Source organism: Pseudaeromonas paramecii (assembly GCF_039540575.1).
Taxonomy (GTDB): domain Bacteria; phylum Pseudomonadota; class Gammaproteobacteria; order Enterobacterales; family Aeromonadaceae; genus Pseudaeromonas; species Pseudaeromonas paramecii.
The window spans coordinates 328,332-342,403 of record NZ_BAABFC010000012.1 but is presented as its reverse complement, the minus strand read 5'-3'; the positions used below and the strand labels follow the sequence as shown (position 1 = coordinate 342,403).

Sequence of the window (14,072 nt, the reverse complement as noted above, 5' to 3'; positions counted from 1 at the left end):
GCCCAGGTGAGCCCTGATTATACAGACAGGCCCCCAGCTAACCAATCTTGCTTAACAGTATCTCTACATTGTTATGGGCGTTGCTGTCCAGCCAACAGACCTCGGACCAGCCACGCAGCCAGGTCATCTGCCGCTTGGCCAGTTGACAGGTGGCCACTATGCCACGATAGACCATTTCATCGTAGTCTATCTCGCCATCCAGATAAGCCCACATCTGCCGATAACCGACACAACGAATGGACGGCAGTCCAGGATGCAGATCGCCACGGGAGCGCAGCGCGACCACCTCCTGCTCGAAGCCGGCGGCCAGCATCTGCTCAAATCGTTGGGCAATGCGCTCCCTGAGCTGTGCCCGCTCCTGCGGCGCGATGGCAAATTGGCAGACACGGTAGGGTAGCGCCTCTCCCTGGGTCCTTGTCAAATCGGTTAAGGTACGGCCGGTCAGCCGGAATACTTCCAACGCCCGACTCAGCCGCTGCGGATCATTGGGATGGATCCGTGCCGCGGCCACGGGATCAATCTGCGCCAGTTCCGCATGCAGAGCCAGCCAGCCACGCTCTTGCGCCTCGCGCTCTATCTCTGACCGCACCGCTTCGTCAGCCGCCGGCAGCGGTGACAAGCCCTCCAGCAGCGCCTTGTAATAGAGCATGGTGCCGCCCACCAGCAAGGGAATTCGCCCCTGGGCGCTGATCTTGGCCATCTCCGCCAGGGCATCCTGACGAAAATCGGCCGCCGAGTAGCTCTCGGACGGATCGCGAATATCGATCAGGCGATGGGGCGCCTGGGCCAGTTCGACGGCCGTCGGCTTGGCGGTGCCGATATCCATGCCGCGGTAGATGAGCGCCGAGTCAACACTGATGATGTCACAGGGCAGCTGCCGGATCAGTTCCATGGCCAGGGCCGTCTTGCCGGAAGCCGTCGGCCCCATCAAGAAAATCGCCAAGGGCTGCTCACTCATGCTCCCACTCCTGTATCCATTGCTCTATTGGCAGTGCACGATAGCAGCCGGCAGGCCACGGCGCTTGACCCTGTTGCCACTGCCGCAGCAAGCCTTCCGCCAGGGACAGATCATAACGCCGACCGGCGACAGCCTGTGTGGCCAGCCAGTGACACAGATCGCCGATGGCGGACGGCGCCTGCTCGGTCAGGGGAGCCAGCCGCTCCAGCAGGGCCGGCAAGGTATCCGCCAAATTGCTCTGCCGCAAGGCGGCCGGCACCCGATACACCATTATGGTACCCGTGCTGGCCGGCTTGAACTCCAGCCCCAAGGTGGTCAGCCAGTGGGCGTGGCTGCCTAGCACGGCTTGTTGCGCCGCACTCAGGCTCAGACGCAAGGGCATCAGGAGCGGCTGGGATACCAACCCCTCTACCCAACGCTGCCGCCAGCTTTGTTGCAGCAAATGACGCTCCAACCGCCCCAGGTGACACAGCCCCAGCCGCTCCCCTTGACGCACCAGCAGGTAATGAGGGGGCTGCAACAGCACCGGCAGCCAGAGTTGTTCGGTGCCGGTGACGGCGGAGGTGCTCGCCAGCTCGTCCGGCGAGCTCATCAACTGCTGATACGCCAGGGCGGCCTGTGGCAGTCGCTCGCCATCCGCTGGGCCCCGTCCGCCAGCCACCGCGGGTGCCGCACGGAAACCGGCGCCATGATAACCGTGCTCTTTTGGTCTGAGCGGACTGTCTGGATAGGCCGGCGTCTCGGCAATCTGCCACTGGCTGGCGGAAGGCTCGTCCTGGGTTTGCGGTCGCGTGGTGAGGAGAGCCTCTCGCAGTACCTGCAGCAGGAAGTCATGCACCAGCCGCGCCTCATGAAAGCGCACCTCGTGCTTGGCCGGATGCACGTTGACATCCACCTGCCGCGGATCCAGCTCCAGATACAGGACATACGCCGGTGCCTGCTCCAGCCCCAGGGCCTCGACACAGGCCTGGCGGATGGCGTGGTTAATGAGCTTGTCCCGCATCATGCGGCCGTTGACATAGCTGTATTGCAATTCGGTGGCCGGGCTGCCATCGGCCTGAGGCGGCACCAGCCAGCCATGCAGCAGCAGACCATGATGCTCGCTGCGCACCGTCAGGGCCTGCTGGATGAAACGTTCGCCACAGGCCACGGCCACCCGGCGATTACCGGCGGCCGGGTCGCTGGCCGCCCGATACTGACGCACCGGCTTGCCATTGTGGCGCAACACGAAGCTGACATCGAAGCGACTGAGCGCCAGACGCCGGATCAGCTCATCGATATGGGCAAACTCGGTTTTCTCGCTGCGCAGGAACTTGCGGCGGGCCGGGGTGTTGAAGAAGAGATCCAGCACCTCCACCGTGGTGCCCACGGGGTGGGCCGCGGGACGCACCGTCACCGCCATATCCCGCCCCTCGGCCTGTGCCTGCCAGGCCTCCGCCTGATCGGCCGGTCTGGAGGTCAGGGTGAGACGTGACACGGCGCTGATGGAGGCCAAGGCCTCACCGCGAAAGCCCAGACTGGCGATCCCCTCGAGATCCGCCAGGGTTGCCACCTTGGAGGTGGCGTGGCGGGACAGGGCCAGAGTCAACTCGTCCTTGGGGATACCACCGCCATTGTCACGAATGCGGATCAGCTTGGCGCCGCCCTTCTCCACCTCAATCTCGATGCGATCGGCGCCGGCATCCAGGCAGTTTTCCACCAGCTCCTTCACCACGGAGGCCGGGCGCTCCACGACCTCACCGGCGGCAATCTGGTTGGCCAGCAAAGGTGGCAGTATTTGGATGGCCATATCAGCTGGTGGGTATGTAGATCACCTGGCCGATGCGCAACTGATCGGATTTCAGGCTGTTATGGTTACGCAGGCGGGCCATGCTGACCCCATATTGCTTGGCCAGCCGGGCCAGGCTCTCACCGGACTTGACCACATGCCGGGTCTGCCCCTTGGCTCGATTGGCCAACATGGTGCCATCCGGGGGATTATCGGCGTAGTAGCGGTTGATCCCGTTGAAGATGGCCCGCGCCACCCGCTGCTGGAAGGCGCTGGAGGTGAGCAGCTTCTCCTCCTGCGGGTTGGAGATAAAGCCGGTCTCAATCAGCAAGGAGGGAATGTCCGGCGCCTTGAGCACCGCCAGGCTGGCATGTTGCGGCTGATGCTTGTGCAGTCGCACCTCCTGCCCAATGTGCTTGAGCACCATCTCGCCGATGGAGTAGCCCTCGCTGCGGGAGTTATCCCAGGAGAGATCCAGTATGGTCTGAGCCAGGTACGGATTGGGCTCGGCTTCGGCGATCACCTTGCCGGCGCCACCCAGCAGCTCGGTATGCTTGTCCTGCTGGCCCAGCAGCTTGTTCATCTCCCGATCCACCCGTTTGGCGGACAGGATCCAGACAGAGGCACCGCGCGCCTGCCGGTTGGCCACGCTATCGGCATGCACCGAAATCAGCAGATGGGCCTTGTGCTTGCGGGCAATCTCGGAGCGCTGGTTGAGATCGACAAAATAGTCCCCGGTTCGGGTCATCACGGCCCGCATGCCGGGTTGACGATTGATGAGTGCCGCCAGATCCCGCGCCACCGCCAGGGTCACGTTCTTCTCGTAGCTGCCGTGGGGGCCGACCGCCCCGGGATCCTTGCCACCGTGGCCGGCATCCACCGCCACTATGATCTCTTCGCCGGACAGGGTGCTGACCTTGGCGGGAGCAGGTTTCGTCACCTCAGCCGCCATGGGCTTGGCTGGCGCGGCCGCAGTTTGGGCTGGAACGGCCGGCGACATGGTGGCAGCCGGCTTGTCAGTCACCGTCGGCTGCCGTGGCAAGCCTTCCAGTTCACTCACCGGCGTTATCTTCCCTGCCATCAGGGGTTTGGCACTCCGGACCGGCGCCCCCTGGCCCGCGGCCTTGCTGCTGCTTCCCCCGGTTGCGGCAACCGACTGGCCGGCATGGGGCAGGTCCACCACCAGGCGGTGCCCGTATTGCGCCTGGGGCTTGAGGGTAAACAGCGTGGGCTTGATCTGGCCGGTCAGCTCAAACTGCCAGCGCAGCGTGCCGGCGGCGGCCTGCTGGCTCAGGCGACTGATCATGGGCCCGGTTTTTTTGAGCCCCTCGGCCTGCACCCGGCTCTGGGTATCGGTCAGCTCAATGATGAGCCGCGGCGGCGAGTCCTGCAGCCGATAGTGATAAGAAGGCTTGCCCGTCAGATCGAACACCAAACGTGTCTTCTCTGGTGTGGGGGCAATTCGCAGGGACAAGAGTTCATTCGCCCAGACCGGTCCGGTCAGGCCACACAGAACAACAATAAGCAGGATCAAGCGTCTCAACGGCATCACAACTTGCTGATAATGGCTTCACCTACGGCGCTGCGGGACAGCAACTCGGCCTCCCGCTCCTCGCCAACGTAACGTAACGTGATTTCCACGTCGGCCTCCGGCAACCAGCCCAGGCCCTTCTCCGGCCATTCGATCAGGCACAGACTGTCGGGGGTAAAATAATCACGGATCCCCATGAACTCCAGCTCTTCCGGATCGGCCAGCCGATAAAGGTCGAAATGATACACCTGCCAGGTAGGCAGCTCATAGGCCTCCACCAAGGTATAAGTAGGACTCTTTACCTTGCCGTCATGGCCGAGCCCCTGCACGAAGCCGCGACTCAGGGTGGTTTTGCCCGCCCCCAGGTCGCCGTGCAGGAAAAACACACAGGCACGCTGGCAAGCTTGCGCCAGGCGGCGGCCAAAATCGACCGTGGCCTGCTCAGAGGCCAGGCGTTCTGTGATCTTCATTGTCATCGCGTCTCTCTTGTGGGTTTACCAACTGTCGAATAAAGGGCAACAGATCGCTGGCCAGCATGCCGCGCTCCCCCTGATGGGCGGCCAGATCCCCGGCGGCACCATGCAGACAGACGCCCAACAAGGTCGCCAAGGACTGGGTGAGCCCCTGAGCCCAGAGAGCGGCGATGAGACCCGCCAGCAGATCCCCCATGCCACCACTGGCCATACCGGGATTCCCTCCCTGACAGACCCAGACCTGAGAGCCATCACACACCAGGGTACCGGGGCCCTTGAGCAACACCACGCCGCCAAAGCGGGCCTGCAGCGCCCGCACCGCCGCGAAGCGATCCCCGCTCACCTGGGCGGTGGTACAGCCCAACAGGCGGGCCGCCTCCCCCGGGTGCGGAGTCAGGATCCAGTTATCCCGATGCTGCGGCGAGCGGGCCAGCCAGTTGAGACCATCGGCATCCACCACGCTGGGCACCTCGGCGGCCAGCCAGCCGGCAAACTGCCGCTCGGCCCAAGAGCTCTGACCAAGCCCAGGGCCGAACACGGTCACCGTCGGCCACCGCCAGTCCGGGGACTCCGCATCACTGAGCATCAGCTCAGGGCGGCCGGCCGCCAGCAGCGGCAGATTGGCCGTGACACTGCTGGCGCGCACCAGGCCGGCCCCGGCTCGCAGCGCCGCTTCCGATGCCAGGCGCAACGCCCCCGGCATGCCGGGACCGCCGCCACACAAGAGCACCCGGCCGCAATCGCCCTTGTGCAGATGCCGCGGGCGCCGCCTAAGGTACTCATTGAGCAGGGAATAATCCAGCAGGCCGCCCTCGGGCGCTGCAAAATCCGTCAATTCCGGCAAGCCCAGTGGCGCAAGCACCAGCCTACCAACCCATTCGGCACTCTCTCCGGTGACCAGGCCCCGCTTATGACCGATAAAACTCAGGGTGTGGCTGGCACGCACCACAGCGCCCAAGGGTTGCCCGGTATCGGCATGCAAGCCAGACGGCACGTCCACCGCCAGCACCGGCACCCCCAGCCCATTGATGGCGGCAATGTGCGCCAGCACGGGCCCGCGCAAGGGCTGACTCGGCCCTATACCCAGCAAGGCATCCACCACCAGATCCGGGGCGGACGCGGGCAGATCGGCCAGGGTCAACACAGGGCCCAACTGCCGCCATTGCAGCCAGGCCTGATGAGCCGGCAGCTTGGCGGCCGGCCCGCCCAGGCCGCAAACCGTCACCCTATAGCCCGCCTCCAGCAGCAGGCGGGCCAGCACATAGCCGTCGCCGCCGTTATTGCCGGCCCCGCAGAAAATCCAGATCCGGCTGGCTTGCGGCCAGTGATGCGTCAGGTGTTCGAACAGGGCCTGACCGGCCCGGCACATCAAGCCATAGAGATCCAGCCCCACCTGCCTGGCCAGTTGGGGTTCCAGGGATTGGATCTGGGCGACACGCCAGAGGGGAAGGCCCGCCGGGGGCTGTGGTACACTTTGCGGGTTTTGCATAGACAGGGTGCCCATGACCAGCCTCGATTACACGACTTTGGCCCACCATATCAAGCTCTGGGGGCACGAGCTAGGCTTCCAGCAGGTAGGGATCTGCGACACGGATCTGCAGGTTGAAGAACCCCGTCTGCAGGCTTGGCTCGCCAAGGGCTATCACGGCCAGATGGACTACATGGCCCGTCACGGCCTTCTGCGCGCCCGTCCCGCGGAACTGCTGCCCGGCACCTTACGCGTCATCTCGGTGCGCATGGATTACCTGCCCCAGCAGGCCGGCATTGCCCGCCAACTGTCGGATCCCACCCTAGCCTATATTAGTCGCTACGCCCTGGGGCGGGATTATCACAAAGTGCTGCGCCAGCGGCTCAAACGTCTGGCTCAACGCATCGAGCAGGTGGTGGGCGCCCTGAGTGCCCGGCCCTTCGTCGACTCAGCCCCCTTGCTGGAGCGCCCGCTGGCCGCCAAGGCCGGTCTGGGCTGGGAAGGCAAGCACACCCTCGTCATCCATCAAGAAGCCGGATCCTTCTTCTTTCTGGGCGAGCTGCTGGTGGATCTGCCACTGCCGGTGGATGAGCCGGTGGCCAATCAATGCGGTAGTTGCAGCGCTTGTCTCACCAGCTGCCCTACCGGCGCCATCATAGGGCCCTACGAGCTGGATGCCCGGCGCTGTATCTCCTATCTCACCATAGAGCACGACGGTCCCATTCCGGAATCCCTGCGCCCCCTGATGGGCAATCGCATCTATGGCTGTGATGACTGCCAGCTGATCTGCCCCTGGAACCGCCAGGCCAAGGCCAGCGACGAGGCGGATTTTGTCCCCCGCCCGGCCCTGCACCACGCCAGCCTGCTCAGCCTGTGGCAGTGGGATGAGACCCAATTCCTCGCCCAGACCGAAGGCAGCCCCATACGCCGCATCGGCTATCACAAATGGCAACGCAATATTGCGGTGGCCCTGGGCAACGGGCCATACTCGGACGCGGTATGGACGGCCCTGCACACCAAACTGGAGACCGCCTCTCCCCTGGTGCAGGAGCATATCCACTGGGCCCTGGCCCAGTTGCAGCGCAACACCGAGCGCCAGGATAACAAGACAGCCAGAGTCATACGGTGCGTGCAAAAAGGCATGCCCGACCACGCTTGAGGGAGATGAAAGCATGATGATATTGGGAGTGGACATCGGCGGTTCCGGCATCAAGGGTGCCATTGTGGATACCGAGACCGGACTCATAGTGGGGGAGCGTCATCGCATTCCCACCCCGTTACCCGCCACCCCAGAGGCCATGGCCGAGACCCTCAAGGCCCTGGTGGCACACTTCGCCTGGCAAGGTCCCATTGGCTGCGGCTTCCCGGCCACCATCCACCATGGCGTGGTCTTCACCGCCGCCAACATCGATGCCAGCTGGGTCAACGTGGATGCCGAGACCCTGTTCAGCCAGGCCTGTGGCTGCCGCTGTTATCTGCTGAACGATGCCGATGCCGCCGGTCTGGCGGAGATGCGCTTTGGTGTCGGCCAGGGCAAGGATGGGGTGGTGATGATGATCACCATAGGCACAGGGCTAGGTTCAGCGATCTTCGTCAACGGCCACCTGCACCCTAATACCGAGCTGGGGCACCTGAAGATGAAGGGCCGCATTGCCGAGCACTATTGTTCCGATGCGGTGCGCCAGCGAGAGGAGCTGGGCTGGAAGAAATGGGGCCGACGCTTTAGCCGCTACCTGCAGCGGCTGGAATTCCTGTTCAACCCGGATCTCATCATTCTGGGGGGCGGCGCCAGCCAGAAACTGGCCAACTTCCAGGATCAGCTCTATACCCGGGCACCTGTGATAGCCGCACAAAGTCTCAACCAGGCCGGCATCATAGGTGCGGCCCTGTATGCGCAGGAGCGGGTAACGGCACAGCCCCAAGCCTGAACGACTAGATATCCTCCAGGCGGTGAGCGTTATGCACCAGCTGATGCTGGCGTGTGCGCTCCTCCTGGACAATGCCAGCGCACCAACTTTGCAGGCCTTCCCCATCCAGATGACGGGCCATCACCTCCAGCTCGGCGATGAGGGCCTCATCCAGGGCGACGGCCTGCTCAAGAATAGACTCAGTACTATCCGGCACCTGCTGCGGCAGACTCGTCAGGGCCTGGGCAAACTGGCCGTCGGTCTGAATATCAACCCAGGTTTCCTGCAATTTGGCATCCAGACTCTGCTGCAATCGACCGGCATGGCGCGCCGCCTCTTTCTCTTTCTGAATCATGAACTCCAGCAGCAGACGGCTACGCTCCGCCGGCTGTTGCCGTTGCCACTGATGGTAACGTTCGCCCAACTGCTGGTGGGCCTGATGCAGATGCAGGAGGATATCTTTGAGTTGCTGATAGCGCATGATGGGAGCCCGGGTCAGTGAACCTGCCTCAAGTATAGGCAAGGGGCTGACGAGACAAGCAGACCCCGGATGCCGAGTCAGAACATCTGGACAGAGAGAAGAAAAGGAGGAGATTTGGAGCGGGAAACGAGACTCGAACTCGCGACCCCGACCTTGGCAAGGTCGTGCTCTACCAACTGAGCTATTCCCGCAACAGGGTGTGACGTTTGGAGCGGGAAACGAGACTCGAACTCGCGACCCCGACCTTGGCAAGGTCGTGCTCTACCAACTGAGCTATTCCCGCAACGTCAGATATAAAGAGGTTTCGGCATTTGGAGCGGGAAACGAGACTCGAACTCGCGACCCCGACCTTGGCAAGGTCGTGCTCTACCAACTGAGCTATTCCCGCACGGGCCGAACTTGTGATTGGAGCGGGAAACGAGACTCGAACTCGCGACCCCGACCTTGGCAAGGTCGTGCTCTACCAACTGAGCTATTCCCGCATCACAAGGCTGGCAAAGAGTATTTGGAGCGGGAAACGAGACTCGAACTCGCGACCCCGACCTTGGCAAGGTCGTGCTCTACCAACTGAGCTATTCCCGCAGCATGCTCTGTGCACAGGCGCCGAATTATAAGGAGCGGCCGATTGATTGCAAGGGCTTTTTATCCGTTTGCTCATCCGGTAAACAGTTACCGATCCGACCGCCCATTTTTACATCAGATGGTGAAAATCCGTTCGCGATAGAAGCGCAACTCGGCGATGGACTCCCGGATGTCATCCAGCGCCAGGTGAGTGCCCTGCTTCTTGAATTCCCCTAACAGCTCGGGTTTCCAGCGCCGCACCAGCTCCTTGATGGTGCTGACATCCAGGTTGCGGTAATGGAAATAGGCTTCCGCCTCGGGCAGGTAACGCACCATGAAGCGTCTGTCCTGACCAATGCTGTTGCCACACATGGGCGAGGCGCCCTGGGGCACCCACTGTTGCATGAAGGCCAGGCACAGGGCCTGCGCCGCCGCCAGGTCATGGGTACTGGCCTTGACCCGCGCCACCAGGCCGGAGGCGGTGTGGGTACGGGTACACCAGTCATCCATGGCATCCAGCACGGCATCCGGCTGATGCACGGCGATCACCGGGCCTTCGGCCAGCACGTTGAGATCCTTGTCGGTGACTATCATGGCAATTTCGAGCACCTGATCGGTGTCCGGATTAAGGCCAGTCATCTCCATGTCCAGCCATATCAAGTTTTGTGCGTCTTGAGTCATATCAGATCCTAGGGGCGGCCCGCTTGGGTGCTTTTGCGGGACAAGTGCTTCATCACCCATGTATCATACTGGCTTTATTCCGATTTACTAACAGCAGCACCCGCGCGTGAAAAAACACAAACTCAGTCATGGTCAACAGCGCCGGGTTCAGGCCAATCAACAACGGCGCCTGAACAAGGCCGAGCCCCACACCGACGACAGCCTGTTGGGCCCCGCCCAGGAAGGCTTGGTGATCAGTCGCTTCGGCAAGCATGCCGACATCGAAGATGAACAAGGACAGATCCACCGCTGCAACCTGCGCCGCACCATCAAGAGCCTGGTCACCGGCGACAAGGTGGTCTGGCGGGCTGGCGTCGCCGCCCTGGACGGCATCAGCGGCGTGGTGGAGGCGGTACACCCGCGCCTGACCCTGCTCTCCCGGCCAGACTTCTATGACGGCATCAAGCCGGTAGCGGCCAACATAGAGCAGATGATCATCGTCTCGGCCGTGGTGCCGGAATTTTCCCGCAATATCGTGGATCGCTACCTGGTGGCCGCCGAAAACGTGGAAATCCCGCCCCTGTTGCTGCTCAACAAGATCGATCTGCTGGATGAAGCCGCCCGCGCCAAGCTCGACGATGAGCTGCGCAGCTACGAGGCGCTGGGTTATCCCGTGTTGTGCGTCAGCACCCACACCGGCGAAGGGCTGGCGGAACTGCAGGCCCGACTGCAGGGCAAGATCAGCGTGTTTGTCGGCCAGTCCGGGGTGGGCAAGTCCTCTCTGGTGAATGCCCTGATGCCCGAGGCCGCCGCCCTCATCGGCGAGGTGTCGGATCTCTCCGGCCTGGGACAGCACACCACCACCACGGCCCGCCTCTACCATTTCCCCAGTGGTGGTGATCTTATCGACTCACCGGGGATCCGCGAATTCGCCCTCTGGCACCTGGAGCCGGAGCGCGTCAGCTGGTGCTTCGTGGAGTTCCGTCGCTATCTGGGCGGCTGCAAGTTCCGCGACTGCAAACATGGCAAGGATCCCGGTTGCCTCATCCGCGAGGCCGTGGAGCGGGGCGACATCCACCCCGAACGCTACGAAAACTATCACCGCATTCTGGCCTCCATGACGGAGGCCCATAATGCCCGTCACCTCAACCGTCAATAGACCAACCGGATACATTAGAGACCATCATGAAGCTGCTTGATTCCGTCAAAGTTCTCAGCCAGTACCTGATGCCCAAGCATCTGATCTCCCGCCTGGTGGGCCGGCTGGCCGCCGCCCAGGCCGGCAAGTTCACCACCTGGCTCATTCGCCAGTTCATCCGCCGCTATGGCGTGGACATGGATGAAGCCCTGCACAGCGATCCGGCCAGCTACGCCAGCTTCAACGACTTCTTCACTCGGCCCCTCAAACCCGGTCTGCGCCCGCTGGTGGAGGATGCCAAGCTCGCCGCCATGCCGGTAGATGGTGCCATCAGCCAACTGGGGGACATCCAGCTGGGACGCATCATCCAGGCCAAGGGGCATGACTTCAGCGCCAAGGGGTTGCTGGGTGGGGATCCGGCACTGGCGGCCCCCTTCCAGGGCGGCAAGTTTGCCACCATCTACCTCTCCCCCAAGGACTACCACCGCATCCACATGCCGCTGGAAGGCAAGCTGGAGACCATGATCTACGTGCCTGGCGAGCTGTTCTCCGTCAACCCCCTGACCGCCGCCAACGTGCCCGAACTGTTTGCCCGCAACGAACGGGTGGTCTGCCTGTTCAGCACCGCTGCCGGCCCCATGGCCATGGTGCTGGTGGGCGCCACCATAGTGGCCAGCATCGCCACCGCCTGGGCCGGCACCATCACACCGCCGACCAAAAAAACCGTGGTGCGCTGGGATTATCAGGATCAGGACATCCGGCTGGCCAAGGGCGAGGAGATGGGCCTGTTCAAACTAGGCAGTACAGTGGTGTGCCTGTTTGCCCCCGATAGCCTCGAGTTTCTGGCCGACTGGCAACCCGGCAGCCAGACCCGCATGGGGCAAGCCTTCGCCCAACTGCGTTAACCCGCCGACCACCGACTCGTCCTATCGCACAGGCGGCCCTCGGGCCGCCTGTCTTGCCTCTGCCATTTTCCGACGCCCATCCTATAGTTATCTCGAGGGTCCGATACAGGCCCAACCCACGGGATAATCAGGATGACGACGGGAGCCTGCCTCCCCAAATGCCACAGTGACGGGAGTCCCCATGAAGTTGACCATTCGCAGCAAACTGATACTGGCGCTGGCCTGCCTGCTCATCCTGAGCACAGGGCTGCAGCTGCTGTTTACCCAGCAGGAGCTCAGTCGCAACGCCGCCCACCAGGTCGCGCAATTCGAGTCTGCCGTGTCCGATGCCCAGGTGAACTACCTCAAGACCTGGTTGGATAACAGTGCCAACATAGTCGAGAGTGCCAAGCAGGCATTGGAGCAGGAGAATCCCAAGGCACAGCTCCGCCAAGCCCAGCTGGCCGGCAAGTTCGACATGATTTACGCCGGGACCAGTACAGGGCAGATGCTGCCCTCCATCGACTGGCAGGCACCAGCAGGCTATGACCCTCGGCAGCGCCCCTGGTATCAGGACGCCATGGCCGCCGGCAAGATGGTGGTGACGGCCCCCTATGCCGATGCCAGCTCGGGACAGCTCATCATCACCCTGGCGGCCCCCTTCTCGGTGGCGGGCCGACAAGGGGTACTGGGTGGGGACGTGAGCATCCAGAGCCTGGTGGAAAACGTCAACGCCATCCACCAGGAAGGCATCTACGGCCTGTTGGTGGATCAGGATGGCAACCTCATCGCCAGCCCGGATCCCAAGCAGACCCTCAAGCCCATCAGCCAACTTAATCCCGAGTTGAATGCCCAGACCATTGCCGAGCTGGCCCGCAGCCAACGCTCGGCCGAATGGGTGATGTCTGGCGTGCCCAGCCTGGTATCGGTCCGCCAGATCCCCGGCTACCAGTGGTATTTCGCCATGGTGTATGACAGGTCCATCGCCTATGCCTCCTCAAGGCAACAGCTCTGGCAAGCCGTGATGGCCAACCTGCTGCAACTGCTGCTGGTGGCCGGCGTCGCCGCCTACATCATCTCCCGCTCCCTGACTCCGCTTAAGGAGATGCGCGATGCGGTGGACGACCTGGCCCAGGGCGAAGGCGATCTGACCCGGCGACTGCACATTCGGCGCCAGGACGAAATCGGCGCCGTGGCCAAACGCATCAACCTGTTCCTGGACAAGCTGCAGGACATGATGCGCGGCATCGCCGAGACCTCCAGCCAGTTGGACAGTCAATCGGGCCGCTCCCATGACATGGTGTCCCAAAACAACCAGGCCCTGGCGACCCAGCAATCGGAAATCTCCCAGATCGCCACCGCCGTGCATGAGATGTCGGCCACCGCCAACGAGGTGGCCAGCAACGCTGAGATGACCGCCGAGGCCGCCCGCAACTCCGCCAGCAGTTGCGAAAGCGGCAAACAGGTCATCGCCCGCAACCAGGCCTCCATCACCCAGCTGGATGGCCAGCTGCGCCACGCCTCCGGCATCATCCAGGAGCTGGAAAAGAACGCGCTGGAGATCAACACCATTCTCTCCACCATTCAGGGCATCGCCGAACAAACCAACCTGCTGGCCCTGAATGCCGCCATCGAGGCGGCCCGTGCCGGCGAGCAGGGCCGGGGCTTTGCGGTGGTGGCCGACGAGGTGCGGGTGCTCTCCAAGCGCACCCACAGCTCCACCGAGGAGATCCGCGCCATGATAGAGACGCTGCAGCGCAACACCCAGCAGGCCGTCTCCACCATGCAGCAGAGCCAGCAGTTGGCCCAGAACAGTGTGGAGGATGCCAACGATGCCACCCAGGCCCTGGAAGCCATCACCCAGGCCATCACCCAGATCTCGGACATGGCGACCCAGATCTCCAGCGCCGCCGAGGAACAACGCGCCGTGACCGACGAGGTAGGGCGTAACATTCAGGCAACAAAGGATGTCTCCGATGCGCTGGCCGAAGCCGCCCACACCGCCAATCAGCTGGCCACCGAGCTCAAGGCCATCGCCCAGGGCATGAGCCAACAGGTGGGACGCTTCAAGGTCTGACCCCGAAAGACCGCCACCTGGCGGTCTTTTTTTGCCGCTTTTACCACCAACCAGGGGCACTTGTTGACGGCACGCAACATCCCCTGGGCCTCGGCTGCCACAATGGCAGCAAATCGTCGCGAATGGCACCTTCCGGTAAAAGGAGAGTTGTTTCGCATTTTTAGCT

Annotated in this window: 12 protein-coding genes and 5 tRNA genes; 5 read left to right on the top strand and 12 right to left on the bottom strand. The window is 62.9% G+C overall.

What is annotated here, in order from left to right:
• Window positions 1–37: 37 nt before the first annotated feature.
• The 5 genes from miaA to ABD847_RS10235 are packed head-to-tail and all read right to left on the bottom strand — an operon-like array spanning window position 38 to window position 6,234.
• A complete protein-coding gene (gene miaA, locus ABD847_RS10255) occupies window positions 38–958 on the bottom strand; it encodes a tRNA (adenosine(37)-N6)-dimethylallyltransferase MiaA (RefSeq protein ID WP_345012625.1) in 921 nt (306 codons plus the stop codon).
• Window positions 951–2,747: a DNA mismatch repair endonuclease MutL gene (gene mutL / locus ABD847_RS10250; RefSeq protein ID WP_345012623.1), complete on the bottom strand. Its 1,797-nt coding sequence runs from the start codon at window positions 2,745–2,747 to the stop codon at window positions 951–953. The genes miaA and mutL overlap by 8 nt, the downstream gene beginning before the upstream one ends.
• A gap of 1 nt (window position 2,748) precedes the next feature.
• Window positions 2,749–4,275, bottom strand: coding sequence for an N-acetylmuramoyl-L-alanine amidase (locus ABD847_RS10245; RefSeq protein WP_345012621.1), 1,527 nt, complete (start codon window positions 4,273–4,275; stop codon window positions 2,749–2,751).
• Window positions 4,275–4,733: a tRNA (adenosine(37)-N6)-threonylcarbamoyltransferase complex ATPase subunit type 1 TsaE gene (gene tsaE / locus ABD847_RS10240; RefSeq protein ID WP_345012619.1), complete on the bottom strand. Its 459-nt coding sequence runs from the start codon at window positions 4,731–4,733 to the stop codon at window positions 4,275–4,277. Before tsaE ends, ABD847_RS10245 begins: the two co-directional genes overlap by 1 nt.
• Window positions 4,699–6,234: an NAD(P)H-hydrate dehydratase gene (locus ABD847_RS10235; protein WP_345012617.1), complete on the bottom strand. Its 1,536-nt coding sequence runs from the start codon at window positions 6,232–6,234 to the stop codon at window positions 4,699–4,701. The genes tsaE and ABD847_RS10235 overlap by 35 nt, the downstream gene beginning before the upstream one ends.
• Between ABD847_RS10235 and queG the strand changes: the two genes are divergently transcribed.
• Both queG and ppgK read left to right on the top strand, forming a co-directional pair.
• Window positions 6,233–7,357, top strand: a complete 1,125-nt coding sequence (gene queG / locus ABD847_RS10230) for a tRNA epoxyqueuosine(34) reductase QueG (RefSeq protein ID WP_345012615.1) — start codon at window positions 6,233–6,235, stop codon at window positions 7,355–7,357. The genes ABD847_RS10235 and queG overlap by 2 nt on opposite strands.
• A 13-nt stretch (window positions 7,358–7,370) precedes the next feature.
• The gene (gene ppgK, locus ABD847_RS10225; protein ID WP_345012613.1) at window positions 7,371–8,126 is read left to right on the top strand and encodes a polyphosphate--glucose phosphotransferase; all 756 of its coding nucleotides are present in this window, start codon (window positions 7,371–7,373) and stop codon (window positions 8,124–8,126) included.
• Between the two features lie 4 nt (window positions 8,127–8,130).
• On the opposite strand, the gene ABD847_RS10220 is transcribed toward ppgK, so the two are convergent.
• The 7 genes from ABD847_RS10220 to orn all read right to left on the bottom strand — a co-directional run bounded on the left by ABD847_RS10220 (window position 8,131) and on the right by orn (window position 9,828).
• Window positions 8,131–8,586, bottom strand: coding sequence for a hypothetical protein (locus ABD847_RS10220; RefSeq protein ID WP_345012611.1), 456 nt, complete (start codon window positions 8,584–8,586; stop codon window positions 8,131–8,133).
• 115 nt (window positions 8,587–8,701) lie between these two features.
• Window positions 8,702–8,777, bottom strand: a tRNA-Gly gene (locus ABD847_RS10215).
• Window positions 8,778–8,793: 16 nt separating this feature from the next.
• Window positions 8,794–8,869: transfer RNA gene (locus ABD847_RS10210), tRNA-Gly, on the bottom strand.
• Window positions 8,870–8,898: 29 nt separating this feature from the next.
• Window positions 8,899–8,974 (bottom strand) — tRNA-Gly (locus ABD847_RS10205).
• 18 nt (window positions 8,975–8,992) lie between these two features.
• A tRNA-Gly gene (locus ABD847_RS10200) sits at window positions 8,993–9,068 on the bottom strand.
• 24 nt (window positions 9,069–9,092) lie between these two features.
• A tRNA-Gly gene (locus tag ABD847_RS10195) sits at window positions 9,093–9,168 on the bottom strand.
• A gap of 114 nt (window positions 9,169–9,282) precedes the next feature.
• Window positions 9,283–9,828 carry an oligoribonuclease gene (gene orn, locus ABD847_RS10190; protein WP_345012609.1) on the bottom strand — a complete coding sequence of 182 codons (546 nt, stop codon included), beginning with the start codon at window positions 9,826–9,828 and terminating at the stop codon, window positions 9,283–9,285.
• A gap of 106 nt (window positions 9,829–9,934) precedes the next feature.
• Here orn and rsgA point away from each other — a divergent pair, with 106 nt between their 5' ends.
• The 3 genes from rsgA to ABD847_RS10175 all read left to right on the top strand — a co-directional run bounded on the left by rsgA (window position 9,935) and on the right by ABD847_RS10175 (window position 13,906).
• Window positions 9,935–10,966: a small ribosomal subunit biogenesis GTPase RsgA gene (gene rsgA, locus ABD847_RS10185; RefSeq protein WP_345012607.1), complete on the top strand. Its 1,032-nt coding sequence runs from the start codon at window positions 9,935–9,937 to the stop codon at window positions 10,964–10,966.
• 26 nt (window positions 10,967–10,992) lie between these two features.
• The gene (gene asd, locus ABD847_RS10180; RefSeq protein ID WP_345012605.1) at window positions 10,993–11,850 is read left to right on the top strand and encodes an archaetidylserine decarboxylase; all 858 of its coding nucleotides are present in this window, start codon (window positions 10,993–10,995) and stop codon (window positions 11,848–11,850) included.
• A gap of 181 nt (window positions 11,851–12,031) precedes the next feature.
• A complete protein-coding gene (locus tag ABD847_RS10175; protein ID WP_345012603.1) occupies window positions 12,032–13,906 on the top strand; it encodes a methyl-accepting chemotaxis protein in 1,875 nt (624 codons plus the stop codon).
• The last annotated feature ends 166 nt before the right edge of the window (window positions 13,907–14,072 follow it).

Excerpts from the sequence above, each read along its gene's own strand:
- queG (WP_345012615.1), top strand. The coding sequence starts at position 6,233 with ATGACCAGCCTCGATTACACGACTTTGGCCCACCATATCAAGCTCTGG.
- miaA (WP_345012625.1), bottom strand. The coding sequence starts at position 958 with ATGAGTGAGCAGCCCTTGGCGATTTTCTTGATGGGGCCGACGGCTTCC.
- ABD847_RS10245 (WP_345012621.1), bottom strand. The coding sequence starts at position 4,275 with ATGCCGTTGAGACGCTTGATCCTGCTTATTGTTGTTCTGTGTGGCCTG.
- ABD847_RS10235 (WP_345012617.1), bottom strand. The coding sequence starts at position 6,234 with ATGGGCACCCTGTCTATGCAAAACCCGCAAAGTGTACCACAGCCCCCG.
- asd (WP_345012605.1), top strand. The coding sequence starts at position 10,993 with ATGAAGCTGCTTGATTCCGTCAAAGTTCTCAGCCAGTACCTGATGCCC.
- ppgK (WP_345012613.1), top strand. The coding sequence starts at position 7,371 with ATGATGATATTGGGAGTGGACATCGGCGGTTCCGGCATCAAGGGTGCC.
- orn (WP_345012609.1), bottom strand. The coding sequence starts at position 9,828 with ATGACTCAAGACGCACAAAACTTGATATGGCTGGACATGGAGATGACT.
- tsaE (WP_345012619.1), bottom strand. The coding sequence starts at position 4,733 with ATGACAATGAAGATCACAGAACGCCTGGCCTCTGAGCAGGCCACGGTC.
- ABD847_RS10175 (WP_345012603.1), top strand. The coding sequence starts at position 12,032 with ATGAAGTTGACCATTCGCAGCAAACTGATACTGGCGCTGGCCTGCCTG.
- ABD847_RS10220 (WP_345012611.1), bottom strand. The coding sequence starts at position 8,586 with ATGCGCTATCAGCAACTCAAAGATATCCTCCTGCATCTGCATCAGGCC.
- mutL (WP_345012623.1), bottom strand. The coding sequence starts at position 2,747 with ATGGCCATCCAAATACTGCCACCTTTGCTGGCCAACCAGATTGCCGCC.